Annotated in this window: 11 protein-coding genes; all 11 read left to right on the top strand. The window is 72.0% G+C overall.

Annotated elements, in window-relative coordinates; all coding sequences use genetic code 11:
- The first annotated feature begins 33 nt into the window (after positions 1-33).
- On the top strand, positions 34-1,632 hold the full coding sequence (locus ABD205_RS03740) for an ABC transporter substrate-binding protein (protein ID WP_344042539.1): 1,599 nt from the start codon (positions 34-36) through the stop codon (positions 1,630-1,632).
- Positions 1,633-1,649: 17 nt separating this feature from the next.
- The gene (locus ABD205_RS03735; protein WP_344042537.1) at positions 1,650-2,660 is read left to right on the top strand and encodes an ABC transporter permease; all 1,011 of its coding nucleotides are present in this window, start codon (positions 1,650-1,652) and stop codon (positions 2,658-2,660) included.
- A 3-nt stretch (positions 2,661-2,663) separates the two neighbouring features.
- Positions 2,664-4,577 carry a dipeptide/oligopeptide/nickel ABC transporter permease/ATP-binding protein gene (locus ABD205_RS03730; RefSeq protein WP_344042535.1) on the top strand — a complete coding sequence of 638 codons (1,914 nt, stop codon included), beginning with the start codon at positions 2,664-2,666 and terminating at the stop codon, positions 4,575-4,577.
- A complete protein-coding gene (locus ABD205_RS03725; RefSeq protein WP_344042533.1) occupies positions 4,574-5,356 on the top strand; it encodes an ABC transporter ATP-binding protein in 783 nt (260 codons plus the stop codon). The genes ABD205_RS03730 and ABD205_RS03725 overlap by 4 nt, the downstream gene beginning before the upstream one ends.
- Positions 5,353-6,756: a serine hydrolase domain-containing protein gene (locus ABD205_RS03720; RefSeq protein WP_344042531.1), complete on the top strand. Its 1,404-nt coding sequence runs from the start codon at positions 5,353-5,355 to the stop codon at positions 6,754-6,756. The genes ABD205_RS03725 and ABD205_RS03720 overlap by 4 nt, the downstream gene beginning before the upstream one ends.
- Complete coding sequence (locus tag ABD205_RS03715; protein ID WP_344044449.1) at positions 6,756-7,895, top strand: M20/M25/M40 family metallo-hydrolase; 1,140 nt, start codon at positions 6,756-6,758, stop codon at positions 7,893-7,895. The genes ABD205_RS03720 and ABD205_RS03715 overlap by 1 nt, the downstream gene beginning before the upstream one ends.
- Positions 7,892-8,680 (top strand): GNAT family N-acetyltransferase, encoded by a 789-nt coding sequence (locus ABD205_RS03710; protein WP_344042529.1) that lies wholly within the window; start codon positions 7,892-7,894, stop codon positions 8,678-8,680. The genes ABD205_RS03715 and ABD205_RS03710 overlap by 4 nt, the downstream gene beginning before the upstream one ends.
- Positions 8,677-9,801 (top strand): o-succinylbenzoate synthase, encoded by a 1,125-nt coding sequence (gene menC / locus ABD205_RS03705; RefSeq protein ID WP_344042527.1) that lies wholly within the window; start codon positions 8,677-8,679, stop codon positions 9,799-9,801. Before ABD205_RS03710 ends, menC begins: the two co-directional genes overlap by 4 nt.
- Before the next feature lie 65 nt (positions 9,802-9,866).
- Positions 9,867-11,501, top strand: coding sequence for a PucR family transcriptional regulator (locus ABD205_RS03700; protein WP_344042525.1), 1,635 nt, complete (start codon positions 9,867-9,869; stop codon positions 11,499-11,501).
- A 169-nt stretch (positions 11,502-11,670) separates the two neighbouring features.
- Entirely contained in the window at positions 11,671-13,233 is a 1,563-nt protein-coding gene (locus tag ABD205_RS03695) for a Re/Si-specific NAD(P)(+) transhydrogenase subunit alpha (protein ID WP_344042523.1), read from the top strand.
- Positions 13,234-13,240: 7 nt separating this feature from the next.
- Positions 13,241-14,683, top strand: coding sequence for a Re/Si-specific NAD(P)(+) transhydrogenase subunit beta (pntB, locus tag ABD205_RS03690; protein ID WP_344042521.1), 1,443 nt, complete (start codon positions 13,241-13,243; stop codon positions 14,681-14,683).
- Positions 14,684-14,701 lie beyond the last annotated feature (18 nt).

The raw sequence follows: 14,701 nt of genomic DNA, 5'->3' as shown, positions 1-14,701 counted from the left end.
CGCTCAACCCACCCTGCAGAAAGAGGAACGCCCATGAGGCCGGTCCGCTCGAGCGCCATCCTGGCGCTCTCCCTCTCCGTGGCCGCCGTCGGCCTGACCGCCTGTGGCGGCGGCTCCGCCGGCAGCTCCGGCTCCGGCGGCAGCAAGTACGCCGACGGCAAGACGTTCACGCTGGCGCTCTCCGCCGACCCCGGCGCCCTCGACCCCCAGGGCAGCGCGTCGAGCCCGCTCTTCCAGGTCACCAAGTTCGCCTACGACACCCTGGTCTCGGTCGACGCCAAGGGCGAGGTCACCTCCGGACTCGCGTCGAAGTGGTCGGTGAGCGGCACGACGGTGACCTTCGACATCGGGCAGGGGATCACGTGCGCCGACGGCGCGCCGTTCACCGCGCAGACGGCCGTCGACAACATCACCTACGTCGAGGACCCGAAGAACAAGAGCCCGTTCCTGGGCGTCTTCGTGCCGGCCGGCGCCACCGCCAAGGCCAGCGGCAGCACCGTCACCGTGACGCTCGCGACCGCGTCGCCGTTCGTGCTGGACTCCTTCGCGAACCTGCCGATGGTCTGCGACGCCGGCATGAAGGACCGTGCCTCGCTCAAGGACGCGACCAACGGCACCGGCCCGTACACCCTCAAGGAGGGTGTGCCGGGCGACCACTACACCTACGCGATCCGCAAGGGCTACACCTGGGGCCCGGCCGGCGCGAAGACCTCCACGAAGGGCATGCCGGCGACCATCGAGGTCAAGATCGTCCCCAACGAGACGACGGCGGCCAACGAGCTGCTGTCCGGCGCACTCAACGCGGCCGCCATCCACGGCGCGGACGCGACCAGGCTCGAGGCGGCGAAGCTCGACCACGACGACGCCGAGGCGATCGTCGGCGAGCAGTGGTACAACCACAACGCCGGCCACGCGACCTCCGACCCGGCGGTCCGCGAGGCGCTGACGAAGTCGCTCGACCTCGCTCAGCTGCAGAAGGTGATCACCTCCGACCGTGGTGGCCCGGCGACCCAGCTGGCGGTCGTCGCGCCGGCCGGCTGCACCGGCTCCTCGGTCGAGGGCAACGTCGCGGCCACCGACGTGGCCGCCGCCGAGTCCGCGCTCGACGCGGCCGGCTACGTCAAGGGTGCCGACGGCATGCGTGCCAAGGCCGGCAAGCCGCTGTCGCTCTCCTTCATCTACGACTCCTCGCTCGGCTCGGGCGGCAGCGCCGCCGCGGAGCTGGCGGTGGCCGCCTGGAAGAAGATCGGCGTCGCCGTCAAGGCCAAGCAGCTCGACGAGACCGGTGTGGTGAACGCGATGTTCGGCACCGGCGACTGGGACGTCTCGTGGGAGCCGCTCAACATCAACACGCCCGAGCAGGGTGTCCCGTTCTTCTCGGGGCCGACGGTCAAGGGCGGTGGCAACAACATGGCCGCCATCACCAACGCCGACTACGACGCGGGCGTGAAGAAGGCGATGGGCGAGGTGGGCGTGCAGAGCTGCCCCGACTGGCTGGCCGCCGAGGCCGCGCTCTTCAAGGCCAACGACCTGGTCCTCTTCGCCAACAGCGTGCTGCCGTTCTTCGCCAAGGGCGCCGAGCTGGACGTCCTCGGCAGCGTCGTGCCGACCAGCATCCGGATGCTGGGCTGAGCGGGGTCTGATCGAGCATGGCGACACTGACCCCAGCAGCCGCTCCGCCGCGGACCGCCCCCCGAGTCACGGGACGGCTCGGCGGGAGGTGGACACGATTCGCGCTCCGTCGTACGGGGCGGCTGCTGGTGTCGCTCTGGGTCCTCGTGACCGCGTCGTTCCTGATGATCCACCTGGTCCCGGGCGACCCGGTCCGGGCGGCGCTCGGCATGACGGCGCCGACCGACCTGGTCGAGGCCAAGCGGCACGCGCTCGGGCTCGACGACCCGCTGCTCACGCAGTACGTCCACTACCTGGGCAACCTGCTCCACGGTGACCTGGGCGAGTCGATCGTCTCCCAGCTCCCCGTGACCGAGACGATCAGCCAGCGCCTCCCGGCGACGGCGTCGCTCGCCTTCCTCGCCTTCCTGGTCGCGATCGCGGTCGCCATCCCGCTGGGCGTGGCGGTCGCGGTCGCGACCAGGCGGGGCCGGCGCCGTCGTACGGAGCTCGCGTTCGCCTCGACGAGCGTCGTGCTCGGCTCCATCCCGGACTTCCTCGTCGGCGTCGCGCTCGTCTGCGTGTTCGCGGTCAACCTCGGCTGGTTCCCGGTCGCGGGCCGCGACGGGGCGTCGTCGTACGTCCTGCCGGTCCTCGCCCTGGCGATCGGACCCGCCGCCGTGCTGGCCCGGATCGTCCGGGTGGAGATGCTCTCCGTGCTGGAGGCCGACTACATCCGCACCGCCCGCGCCAAGCGGCTCCCGGCCCTGCGCATCAACCTCCGGCACGCGCTCCCCAACGCGGTCACGGCGACGCTCACCATCGGCGGCATGCTGCTGGCCTCGATGGTGGCCGGCACGGTGCTCGTCGAGAACGTCTTCGCCTGGCCCGGACTGGGCAGCACGATCGTGCAGTCGATCGTGACCAAGGACTACCCGGTGGTCCAGGGCACCGTCCTCGTCTACGGGCTCGGAGTGCTCCTCATCAACACGCTGGTCGACGTGGCGCTCGCCGTCCTCGACCCCCGCTCCACGATCGGTGACCTCTAGACCATGACGAACCGCTGGTCCCGCATCCTCAGAACCCCCGTCGGCATCGTCGGCGTCGGGCTGCTGACCCTGGTCGTGCTGCTGGCGATCTTCGCCCCGATGCTGTGGGGCGACAAGGCCGGCGCGGTCGACACCGAGAACCTGCTCGCCGGACCGTCGGCGAAGCACTGGTTCGGCACCGACAACCTGGGCCGCGACCTGTTCTTCCGCGTGCTCGTCGCCACCCGGCTCTCACTCACGCTGACCCTCGTCGCGACTGTGCTCGGAACGCTGATCGGGCTGGTCCTCGGCACCGCGCCGCTGCTGCTCGGAGGGCGGCTCGGCCGCCTCGTCACGGCGTTCGTCAACGTCTTCGTGGCGTTCCCCGGCCTGCTGCTGGTCCTCGTTTTCGCGGTCATCTTCGGTGTCGGCGCGAGGGGAGCGGTGCTCGCCATCGGGCTGGCGGTCGCGCCCGGCCTGGCCCGGCTGTGCCAGACGCTCGTCGCCGGCGTCGCCGGCCTCGAGTACGTCGCGGCGGCCCGCGTCGCAGGGGTCAACCGCTTCCGGGTGATGGCCCGGCACGTGCTGCCCAACGTCGCCGAGCCCCTCGTGGTCAACGTGACCATCACCGCCGGTGCGATCCTGCTGAGCTTCGCCGGGCTCTCCTTCCTCGGTCTCGGCGTCCAGGCGCCGGACTACGACTGGGGCCGGCTGATGCAGGACGGGCTGAGCGGCATCTACGTCCACCCGCTCGCGGCCCTCGCGCCCGGGATCATGGTGGTCATCGCCGGCCTGGCGTTCAACCTGACCGGCGAGGCGATCGCCGGGGTCTTCGGGATCTCCGCGACGACCGGTCTCGGCAAGGCCCTGCACGTGCCGACCGGCGAGACGCCCGCCGCCGATCTGCCCCACGACCACGCGGTCGAGGGCGACCTGGTGCTGGACGTGCGCGACCTGTCCGTCTCCTTCCCCGGTGTTCACGGGCCCGTCCGTCCGGTGCGCGGCGTCTCCTTCGGCGTCGGCGTCGGCGAGGCCGTCGGCGTCGTGGGCGAGTCCGGCTCGGGCAAGTCGCTGACGGCCCTGTCGATCGCCCAGCTCGTCGAGGAGCCGGGCCGCGTCGACGCCCGTCACCTGAGGTTCTGCGGCACGGACCTGCTCGAGGCGCCCACGGGCGGGCAGAGCCACGACAAGCTGCTCGGCACCTCGCTGGCCGTCGTGTTCCAGGACCCGATGACGTCGTTCAACCCGACGATGCGCATCGGCACGCAGCTGGCCGAGGTCGGCCGCCACCACCAGGGGCTCGACCGCAGGTCCGCGTTCGCCCGCGCCGTCGACCGGCTCCGTGCCGTCCGGGTCAGGGACCCCGAGCGCCGGGCGAGGCAGTACCCCTTCGAGTTCTCCGGCGGCATGCGCCAGCGGGCCATGATCGGCATGGGGCTGATGGGCAGCCCCCGCCTCATCATCGCCGACGAGCCGACGACCGCCCTCGACGTCACCGTGCAGAGCCAGGTGCTCGAGCTCCTCCAGGACGTACGCCGCGAGCAGGGCGCCGCGCTCCTCCTCATCAGCCACGACGTCTCCGTGGTCGCCGACGTCTGCGACCGCGTCCTGGTCATGTACGCCGGCCGCATCGTCGAGGACGTCTCGACCGCGGACCTGCGTACCCGCGCCCGTCACCCCTACACCCGTGCGCTCGTCGCCGCGGTGCCCGACATGACGACCGACATCGACGCCCCGCTGGCGACGATCCCCGGGCACCCGGTCGACCCGGCCGAGGTGCCGGTGGGCTGCGCGTACGCCGCCCGCTGCCCACTCGCCACCGACCGGTGCCGCCGGGAGGACCCGGTGCTGCTGTCCGGACCCGACGGCGGCCGGGTCGCGTGCTGGCACGCGGGCGAGTCGATCGAAGCCGTCACGTGCGAGGAGGCCACCGCATGAGTGAGCTGACGTTCGACCACGTCACCGTCCGCTACGGAGCGAGCACGGTGCTCGACGAGGTCAGCCTGACCGTCCCCGACGGCGAGATCGTCGGTCTGGTGGGCGAGTCCGGCTCGGGCAAGTCGACGCTGGCGAAGGCCGTCGTCGGCCTCGCGCCCGTGCACGGCGGGCAGATCCTGCTCGACGGCGCGCCGATCCTCCAGCGGGGTCGGATGCGCGGTCGCCACCGGCCCGTGAGCATGGTCTTCCAGGACCCGTTCTCGTCGCTGGACCCCCGGATGACCGTCGGCGAGAGCATCGCCGAGGCGCTGTACCGGCCGAGGACCGAGCGCCTCTCCCGCGCCGGCCGCCGCGCGGAGATCACCCGGCTCCTCGAGCTCGTCCACCTCGACGGCGGGCGTGCGGCGCAGCTGCCCGGCCAGCTCTCGGGCGGCCAGCGCCAGCGCGTCGCGCTCGCCCGGGCACTCGCCGGCCGGCCGCGGCTGGTCATCGCCGACGAGATCACCTCCGCCCTCGACGTCTCGGTCCAGGGCGCCGTCCTGAACCTGGTCCGGGAGATGCAGCGCGAGCTCGGCCTCTCGATGCTGTTCATCTCGCACAACCTGGCGGTGGTCCGCTACGTGGCCAGCCAGGTCGCCGTCCTCGAGGGCGGCCGCATCGTCGAGCACGGCCCGACGGTCGACGTACTCGGTCGACCCCAGCACGACTACACCCGTCAGCTCCTGGCCGCCATCCCCGGCGGCCGCCCCACTCAGACGACCAAGGAGACCCGCGCATGACCACGACCCCCGTATCGATCGATGCCGCGCACTGGGAGGCCCGCTTCGCCGAGCTGGTGAAGAAGCACGGCATCCCCGGCGCGCAGCTCGGGATCCTGCGCATCGGCGCGGACGGCGCCGAGGACGAGCTCTTCACCACCGCCACCGGCGTCCTGCACGCCGGCACGGGCCAGCCCGCGACCCCCGACTCGGTCTTCCAGATCGGCTCCGTCTCCAAGGTCTGGACGGCGACCGTGGTCATGCAGCTCGTGGACGAGGGGAGGTTCGCGCTCGACACCCCCGTCGTCGAGATCATCCCCGAGCTCGCTCTGCGCGACCCCGAGGTGACGAAGACGGTGACCGTCTGGCACCTGCTGACCCACACCAGCGGCATCGACGGCGACGTCTTCACCGACACCGGCCGCGGCGACGACGCGCTGGAGAAGTACGTCGCCCAGCTCGACGAGGCTTCGCAGAACCACCCGCTCGGCGCCACCTGGTCGTACTGCAACTCCGGCTTCTCCCTGCTCGGCCGGATCATCGAGGTCACCACCGGCCAGACCTGGGACGCCGCGATGAAGGAGCGGCTCTTCGCCCCGCTCGGGCTGACGCACACCACCACGCTGCCCGAGGAGGCGATGGTCTTCGGCCACGCGATGGGCCACCTCAAGGGCGGCGACGACCCGCAGGTCGCACCGGTCTGGGGCCTGCCCCGCTCGGTCGGCCCGGCCGGGCTGATCACCTCCCGCCCCGAGGACGTGCTGGCGTTCGCCCGGATGCACCTGACCGGCGGCCTCGCCGAGGACGGCACGCGCGTCCTCTCCGAGGCGAGCGTCGCGGCGATGGCCGACTACCAGACCGAGTGCCCGGAGAAGATCCTGCTCGGCGACTCGTGGGGCCTCGGCTGGTTCCGCTGCGACTGGAACGGCCACCGCGCGATCGGCCACGACGGCAACACGATCGGGCAGGCGGCGTTCCTGCGCCTGCTGCCGGAGGCCGGCCTCGCCGTCTCCATGAACACCAACATCGGCAGCGCGATCCCGCTCTACCAGGAGCTCTACGAGGAGATCTTCGCGGCGCTGGCCGGGGTGCACCTCCCGACGCCGTTCGAGCTCCCCACCGAGCCCGTCGAGGTCGACGTGACCCCGTTCCTGGGCTCCTACTCGCGCGAGTCCGTCCTCGAGGAGGTCTACGTCGAGGACGGCAAGACGTGGATGCGGACGACGGTCTCCGGGCCGGTCGCCGAGGCGTCGGGCGGTGCCGAGCCGGAGACGCACGAGCTGATCCCCGTCGGCGAGGCGCTCTTCGCGGTGAAGCCGGACAAGAGCGAGGCCTACTACCCGGTGCGCTTCTACGCGCTGCCGACCGGCGAGGAGTACATCCACTTCGGCGCCCGCGCCACTCCGAAGAAGCCTGCATGATGACGTCCGTGAAGACACGAGCCGATCCGTCGCTCGATGCGCTCCTCGCCGATCTGCGTGAGCTCGTCGAGTGCGAGTCGCCGTCGAGCGACCTGGCCGCCGTGGAGCGGTCGGCCGACCTCATCGCGCGGCTCGGTGCCGAGCGGCTCGGCGCGAAGCCGGAGCGGATCGTCGTCGACGGCGTCCACCACCTGCGCTGGCGCTTCGGGTCGGCGACGAACGGCGTCCTCGTGCTCGCCCACCACGACACGGTGTGGCCGCTCGGCTCGCTCGAGCGGCGGCCGTTCGGCGTCGTCGACGGCGTGCTCCGAGGGCCCGGGTGCTTCGACATGCTCGCCGGTCTGGTGATGGCCCTGCATGCGATCGCCGACCTGGGCGACCGGGACGGGGTGACCCTGCTCGTGACCGGCGACGAGGAGCTCGGCTCCGCGAGCTCCCGCACGCTCATCGAGGACGAGGCGCGCCGTGCGTCGGCCGTGCTCGTGCTCGAGGCCTCGGCCGACGGGGGAGCGCTGAAGACGGGTCGCAAGGGGACGTCGTTCTACGAGATCGAGGTCGTCGGCCGGTCGGCCCACGCGGGGCTGGAGCCGGAGAAGGGCGTCAACGCGACCGTCGAGCTGGCGCACCAGGTGCTGGCTGCGGCCGCGCTCGCGGACACCGCGGCGGGCACGACGGTCACGCCGACCGTCGCCACGTCGGGAGTCACGGCGAACACGGTGCCGGCGTCGGCGCGGTTCACGGTCGACGTACGTGCCTGGAGCATGGCGGAGCTGCAGCGCGTCGACACGTCGGTGCGCGCACTGCGGCCGGCCCTCGCGGGTGCGGAGGTCCGCGTCCGCGGCGACATCAACCGGGCGCCGCTGGAGGAGTCGGCCTCGCTGCCGCTCTTCGAGCGGGCACAGGCGCTGGCGACCGGGCTCGGGATGCCGGCGCTCACCCGGGCCTCGGTCGGCGGCGCCTCCGACGGCAACTTCACGGCCGGCGTCGGCACGCTGACGCTGGACGGCCTCGGGGCTGTCGGCGGCGGGGCCCACGCCGAGGACGAGCACGTGCTGGTGGACCGGCTGCTCGACCGCACGGTCCTGCTGCACGCGCTGCTGGCCGACCTCCTGGCCGACCGCTGGGAGGACCGGCGATGACGACCGAGGCGTGGACGTCGTACGCCGCCGCTGCCGCCAGGTCGCGGATCGTCGTGCGTGAGCTCGGCGAGCTCGGCGAGCTGCAGGAGGCCGCCGCGGTGCTCGGCCGGATCTGGGGAGTGCCGGACAACCCGCCGATGGGCGCCGAGCTGCTGCGTGCGCTCGGGAAGGCGGAGAGCTACGTCGCAGGCGCGTACGAGGGGACGGAGATGGTCGGCGTCTGCGTCGGCTTCCACTCGACGCCCGCGGCCCGGACGATGCACAGCCACATCGCGGGCGTCACCGAGGCCGTCGCCGGGCGTCACGCGGGCTTCGCGCTCAAGCTGCACCAGCGCGCCTGGTGCCTCGACCGGGGCATCGAGCTGATGGAGTGGACGTTCGACCCGCTGGTCTCGCGCAACGCCTACTTCAACCTGGCCAAGCTCGGCGCCCGCGTCGCGGAGTACCTCCCCGACTTCTACGGCTCCATGGACGACGGCATCAACCGCGACGACGAGACCGACCGGATCCTCGTCCACTGGGAGCTCGCCACGCCGGCGGTCGTGGCCGCGAGCGCGGGCACTCCCGTCCGGCCGGTCGTGCCTGCCGCGGCCGCCGCGTCCTGGGTGCAGGTGCCGCGCGACATCGAGGCGCTGCGCCTCACCGACCCCGAGCAGGCCCGCAGCTGGCGCACCAAGGTGCGCGAGCAGCTGCTGAGCTCACTGGCCGCCGGCGGCAGCGTCGCCGGATTCGACAAGGAGCAGGGCTACCTCGTCCTGCCGCATGAAGGAGACAGCCTCCCGTGAACGTCAAGCTCGAAGGCGTCGAGCTGCGCCGCGTCGCGATGCCCCTGGTCTCGCCGTTCCGAACGTCGTTCGGCACCCAGACCGCGCGCGACATCCTGATCCTGCGCGCCGTCACCTCCGACGGCGAGGGCTGGGGCGAGTGCGTCGCCATGTCGGACCCGCTCTACTCCTCGGAGTACGTCGACGCCACGGCCGACGTGCTGCGCCGCTTCCTCATCCCGGCCCTCTCGGAGGCGCCGGAGGAGCTGCTGCAGCACGGTGCGCACGCCGTCGGCTCGGTGCTGCACAGGTTCAAGGGCCACCGGATGGCCAAGGCAGCGCTCGAGATGGCCGTGCTCGACGCCGAGCTGCGCGCGGCCGGCCGGTCGTGGGCTCGCGAGCTCGGGGCGGTCCACTCGCGGGTGCCGTCCGGCGTGTCGGTGGGGATCTTCGACAGCATCCCGAAGCTGCTCGACGTGGTCGGCGGCTACCTCGACGCGGGCTACGTGCGGATCAAGCTGAAGATCGAGCCGGGCTGGGACGTCGAGCCGGTGCGCGCCGTGCGCGAGCGCTTCGGGGACGAGATCCTCCTGCAGGTCGACGCCAACACGGCGTACACGCTGCGCGACGCCCGCCACCTCGCCAAGCTCGACGACTTCGACCTGCTGCTCATCGAGCAGCCCCTGGAGGAGGAGGACGTCCTCGGACACGCCGAGCTCGCTCGTCTGATCAGGACGCCCGTCTGCCTCGACGAGTCGATCGTGTCGGCGCAGACGGCGGCGGCAGCCATCTCCCTCGGCGCCTGCTCGATCATCAACATCAAGCCGGGCCGGGTCGGCGGCTACCTCGAGGCGGTGCGCATCCACGATCTCGCGGCCGCCCACGGGCTCGCGGTGTGGTGCGGCGGCATGGTCGAGACGGGCCTGGGCCGGGCGGCCAACGCTGCCCTCGGCGCACTGCCGGGCTTCACGCTCCCGGGTGACATCTCGGCGTCGGACCGCTTCTACCGGACCGACATCACCGCCCCACTGACGATCTCGGACGGCTACATGGACGTCCCGAACGGCCCCGGCCTCGGCGTCACCCCGATCCCCGAGATCCTCGACGCCGTCACCACCGCGACGGAGTGGATCACCCTCTAACGCCGAGATCCGGGTTGTGGCCCTCGGAGGGCCACAACCCGGATCTCGGCACCTATCCTGAACCGGTGAGCCAGCGACCCCGAGCGAGCCTGGGACGCGTGCTCGACGACCTGGGCGACTCCCTCCTCGAGCTGGTCGCCGGCGACCCGGCGCACGACGGGGAGATCGGCGGCATCGTCATCCACGACCCCGACGACGAGCCGGTCCAGCCGCCCGCGGCACTCGTGCTCGGCGTCGGCGTCGCCGCGACCGCGCTCCCGGAGCTGGTGCGCGACGTCGGAAGGCGTGGTGGGGTCGGCCTGATCGTCCGCGCGCCCGTCGTGCTGACCCCCAGGCTCGAGGCGGCCGTGCGTGACGCGAGGCTGGCGCTGATCGGCCTGCGGCGCGGTGCGACGTGGGCCCAGCTGACGGCGCTGCTCCGCTCGCTGCTCGCCGAGGGTGATCTCGGCCCGGCGGAGGCCGAGTCGATCGGAGGTCTCCCCTCCGGCGACCTGTTCGCGGTCGCGAACGCCGTCGGCGCACTGCTCGACGCCCCCGTCACGATCGAGGACCGCAGCTCGCGGGTGCTCGCGTTCTCCGGCCGTCAGGACGAGGCCGACCCGTCCCGCGTGGAGACGATCATCGGCCGCCAGGTGCCGGAGCGGTACGCCAAGATGCTCACCGACCTCGGCGTCTTCCGTGAGCTCTACCGCGAGCACCGCCCGGTCGTCGTCAACCCGGCCGACCTCGGTGCCGACTCGGTCAGCAAGCAGCGCGTCGCCATCGCCGTGCGGGCCGGTGACGAGGTGCTCGGCTCGATCTGGGCCGCCATGGACGGCGAGGTCACGCCCGAACGCTCCGCGGCGCTCCAGGACGCCGCCAAGCTGGTCGCCCTCCACATGCTGCGGGTGCGCGCCGGCGCCGACGTCCAGCGCCGCCTGCGGACCGACCTGGTCAGCACCGCTCTCGAGGGAGGCGTCGGTGCCCGCGACGCGCTGAGCCGGCTCGGGCTCGCCGGGAAGCAGGTCGTCGTACTCGCCGTGGCGCTGCGTGCCGAGCATCCCGCCGACGCCGAGCAGGTGGCCGGCGGCACCGGCGACCTCGAGCGGGCCGCGGACGCGCTGAGCGTCCACCTGTCCTCGTCCGTGCCCTCCTCGGCGGTGGCCGTCGTCGGCGGCATCGCGTACGCCCTGCTCCCGGTGACCGCCACGCACGGCAGCGAGCCCGAGGAGCGCGCGGCCCGGCTCGCGGAGGAGTTCTGCGAACGGCTGGGCGCCCGCCTTCCGATGGTGGTCGGCATCGGGGGCGCCGGCACCGACGTCAGCGGCGTCACCGAGTCGCGGGCGACGGCGACCCGGGTGCTCCGCGTGCTCCGCGACGGGCACGCCCACCGCCGCGTGGCGCGGCTGCCCGACGTACACACGCAGTCCCTCCTGCTCGAGCTGCGCGACCTGGCCGCGGCGCGCGGGGAGAAGCCGGTCGGCCCCATCGCCCGGCTCCTGGAGTACGACGAGCGCAACGACTCCGGCCTCGCCGAGACGCTCGAGGCGTGGCTCGACGCACTGGGCGACGTACGCGCCGCCGCCGCCGCGCTCTTCATCCACCCCAACACGCTGCGCTACCGACTGCGCCGCCTCGAGGAGGTCAGCGGTCTCGACCTCGCCGACCCCGAGCAGCGCTTCGCGGCGATGTTGCAGCTGCGGATCCTCGCGCCCCGGTGACCGTCACCCGGTCGTGGCGCACGAGTGTGAGACCCGTCTCTTTGGATCGATCCCATCGCTGCCAGTCCTGAGACCCCCTTCCGGCGCGGGTGCATCGCTGGCAAGGTGCCTTCCACCTGGTGACCCAGCCGTTGACGGGACAGCACCCCAGACCGAAGGAGCCTGGTAGATGCGCATCGGAGTGACTCGTGAGACCCGCCCCGGGGAGACCCGTGTGGCCGCGACACCGGCGACGGTGAAGCAGCTGGTCGGCCTGGGCTACGACGTGCTCGTCGAGCGGGGGGCGGGGGAGCTGTCGAGCTTCTCCGACGAGGCGTACGCCGAGGCGGGCGCCGCCCTCGGGTCGACCGGCGAGGCCTGGGGTGCCGAGGTCGTGTTCCGGGTCAACGCGCCCTCAGCGGGGGAGGTCCCCCAGCTGCGTGAGGGCACGATCCTGGTCAGCCTGCTCGCCCCGGCCCTCAACGAGGAGCTCGTCGACGCGCTCACGGCGCAGGGTGTGACGGCGCTGGCGATGGACGCCGTGCCGCGGATCAGCAGGGCGCAGTCGCTCGACGTGCTCTCGTCGATGGCGAACATCGCCGGCTACCGCGCTGTGGTCGAGGCGGCGCACGAGTTCGGGCGCTTCTTCACCGGTCAGGTGACGGCGGCGGGCAAGGTCCCCCCGGCCAAGGTGCTGGTCGCCGGAGCGGGCGTGGCCGGGCTGGCCGCGATCGGCGCCGCGTCCTCGCTGGGCGCGATCGTGCGGGCGACCGATCCGCGTCCCGAGGTGGCCGACCAGGTGAAGTCCCTGGGCGGGGACTACCTCGAGGTCGTCGTCGACGAGGTCCAGGAGCAGTCCGGCACCGGCTACGCGACGGCGACGAGTGAGGCCTACAACGCCCGCGCCGCCGAGATCTACTCCGAGCAGGCCGCCGACGTCGACATCGTCATCACGACCGCGCTGATCCCCGGCCGGCCCGCGCCCAAGCTCCTGACGGCCGCCGACGTGGCCGCGATGAAGCCAGGGTCGGTCGTGGTGGACATGGCCGCGGCACAGGGCGGCAACGTCGAGGGCAGCGTCGCTGACGAGAAGATCGTGACCGCCAACGGGGTCACGATCATCGGTTACACCGACCTCCCGGGCCGGCTTCCCACCCAGGCCTCCCAGCTGTACGGCACCAACCTGGTCAACCTGATGAAGCTGCTGACCCCCGGCAAGGACGGCAAGGTCATCCTCGACCTCGACGACGTCGTCCAGCGCGGTGTGACCGTCTCCAAGGACCACGAGAAGCTGTGGCCGCCGCCGCCCGTCCAGGTCTCGGCGGCTCCCGCCGCCGCTCCGGCGGCGCAGAAGCCGGCCCCGGCGCCGAAGAAGCAGATGTCGTCGCAGGCCAAGCTGGGTCTGATGGCGGTGGGGCTGCTCGTGCTGTTCCTGGTCAACGCGACCGCCCCCGCACCGATCCCGCAGCACTTCACGGTGCTGGTGCTCGCGGTGGTGGTCGGCTTCTACGTCATCGGGCACGTCCACCACGCGCTGCACACGCCTCTCATGTCGGTGACCAACGCGATCTCCGGGATCATCGTGGTCGGCGCGTTCCTGCAGCTCGCCACCGACGACAACGCCGTACGGACCCTGGCGTTCGTCGCGACGCTGCTGGCCTCCATCAACGTCTTCGGCGGCTTCGCCGTGACCCGACGCATGCTCGGCATGTTCTCGACGAGCTCCTCGACCAGCACCGTCCAGAAGGGCTGATGCGCTGATGTCTGCTTCCTCGATCGCCACCGCGGCCTACATCGTCGCGGCGCTGCTGTTCATCCTGTCGCTGGCCGGGCTGTCCAAGCACGAGACGGCCCGCCGCGGGGTCTGGTTCGGCATCGTCGGCATGGGCATCGCGCTCGTGGCGACCTTCGCCCTCGTGGTGGACCTGGCCACCAGCGACGCGATCAACGCCGGCGGCTCGGTCTCGATCGTGCTGCTGGTCGTGGCCGTCGTCATCGGCGCATCGATCGGGCTGTGGCGGGCCCGGATCGTCGAGATGACCGGCATGCCCGAGCTGATCGCGCTGCTGCACTCCTTCGTCGGACTCGCCGCCGTGCTGGTCGGCTGGAACGGCTACCTCGAGGTCGAGCGGCACCCAGTGATCAGGTTCTTCGCCGATGACAGCCTGCTGCGCATCCACCACGCCGAGGTCTTCATCGGCATCTTCATCGGCGCGGTCACCTTCACCGGCTCGATCGTCGCCTTCCTCAAGCTCTCGGCCCGGATCAAGTCCGCGCCGCTGATGCTGCCGGGCAAGAACCTGATCAACATCGGCGCCCTGGTCCTCTTCGCAGTGCTGACGATCGCGTTCGTGTCCCACCCGCAGGCCTGGGAGCTGGTCGCGGTCACCGCGATCGCGCTCGCGCTGGGCTGGCACCTGGTCGCCTCCATCGGCGGCGGCGACATGCCGGTCGTGGTCTCGATGCTCAACAGCTACTCCGGCTGGGCCGCGGCCGCGTCCGGGTTCCTGCTCAACAACGACCTGCTGATCGTCACCGGCGCGCTGGTCGGCTCCTCGGGTGCCTACCTGTCCTACATCATGTGCCAGGCGATGAACCGGTCCTTCCTGTCCGTGATCGCGGGCGGCTTCGGCATCGAGGCCAAGACCGACGACACCGACTACGGCGACCACCGCGAGATCGACGCCGAGGGGGTGGCCGACCTCCTCGCCGGCGCGAGCTCGGTCGTCATCACACCCGGCTACGGGATGGCGGTCGCGCAGGCGCAGTACCCGGTCGCCGACCTCACCCGCCGGCTGCGCGAGCGCGGGGTCGACGTACGTTTCGGGATCCACCCGGTCGCCGGCCGCCTGCCCGGGCACATGAACGTCCTGCTCGCCGAGGCCAAGGTGCCCTACGACATCGTCCTGGAGATGGACGAGATCAACGACGACCTCGCCTCCACGGACGTGGTCCTGGTGATCGGCGCCAACGACACCGTCAACCCCTCCGCGGCCGAGGACCCCACCTCCCCGATCGCCGGCATGCCGGTGCTGCGGGTCTGGGAGGCCAAGAACGTCATCGTCTTCAAGCGCTCCATGGCCGCCGGGTACGCCGGGGTGCAGAACCCGCTCTTCTACCGCGACAACACCCAGATGCTCTTCGGCGACGCCAAGGACCGCGTCGGCGACATCCTCACCGCCCTGGCGCGGGTGCCTGCCTGACGTCGGGCGCCGCGAGGC

The sequence above is a fragment of the Nocardioides panacihumi genome, from assembly GCF_039530925.1.
In the GTDB taxonomy this organism is placed as follows: Bacteria; Actinomycetota; Actinomycetes; order Propionibacteriales; family Nocardioidaceae; genus Nocardioides; species Nocardioides panacihumi.
This window is presented reverse-complemented; position numbering and strand designations above follow the sequence as displayed.

Coding starts and splice junctions, on each gene's coding strand:
- ABD205_RS03740 (WP_344042539.1), top strand. CDS start 34: ATGAGGCCGGTCCGCTCGAGCGCCATCCTGGCGCTCTCCCTCTCCGTG.
- ABD205_RS03735 (WP_344042537.1), top strand. CDS start 1,650: ATGGCGACACTGACCCCAGCAGCCGCTCCGCCGCGGACCGCCCCCCGA.
- ABD205_RS03730 (WP_344042535.1), top strand. CDS start 2,664: ATGACGAACCGCTGGTCCCGCATCCTCAGAACCCCCGTCGGCATCGTC.
- ABD205_RS03725 (WP_344042533.1), top strand. CDS start 4,574: ATGAGTGAGCTGACGTTCGACCACGTCACCGTCCGCTACGGAGCGAGC.
- ABD205_RS03720 (WP_344042531.1), top strand. CDS start 5,353: ATGACCACGACCCCCGTATCGATCGATGCCGCGCACTGGGAGGCCCGC.
- ABD205_RS03715 (WP_344044449.1), top strand. CDS start 6,756: ATGACGTCCGTGAAGACACGAGCCGATCCGTCGCTCGATGCGCTCCTC.
- ABD205_RS03710 (WP_344042529.1), top strand. CDS start 7,892: ATGACGACCGAGGCGTGGACGTCGTACGCCGCCGCTGCCGCCAGGTCG.
- ABD205_RS03695 (WP_344042523.1), top strand. CDS start 11,671: ATGCGCATCGGAGTGACTCGTGAGACCCGCCCCGGGGAGACCCGTGTG.
- pntB (WP_344042521.1), top strand. CDS start 13,241: ATGTCTGCTTCCTCGATCGCCACCGCGGCCTACATCGTCGCGGCGCTG.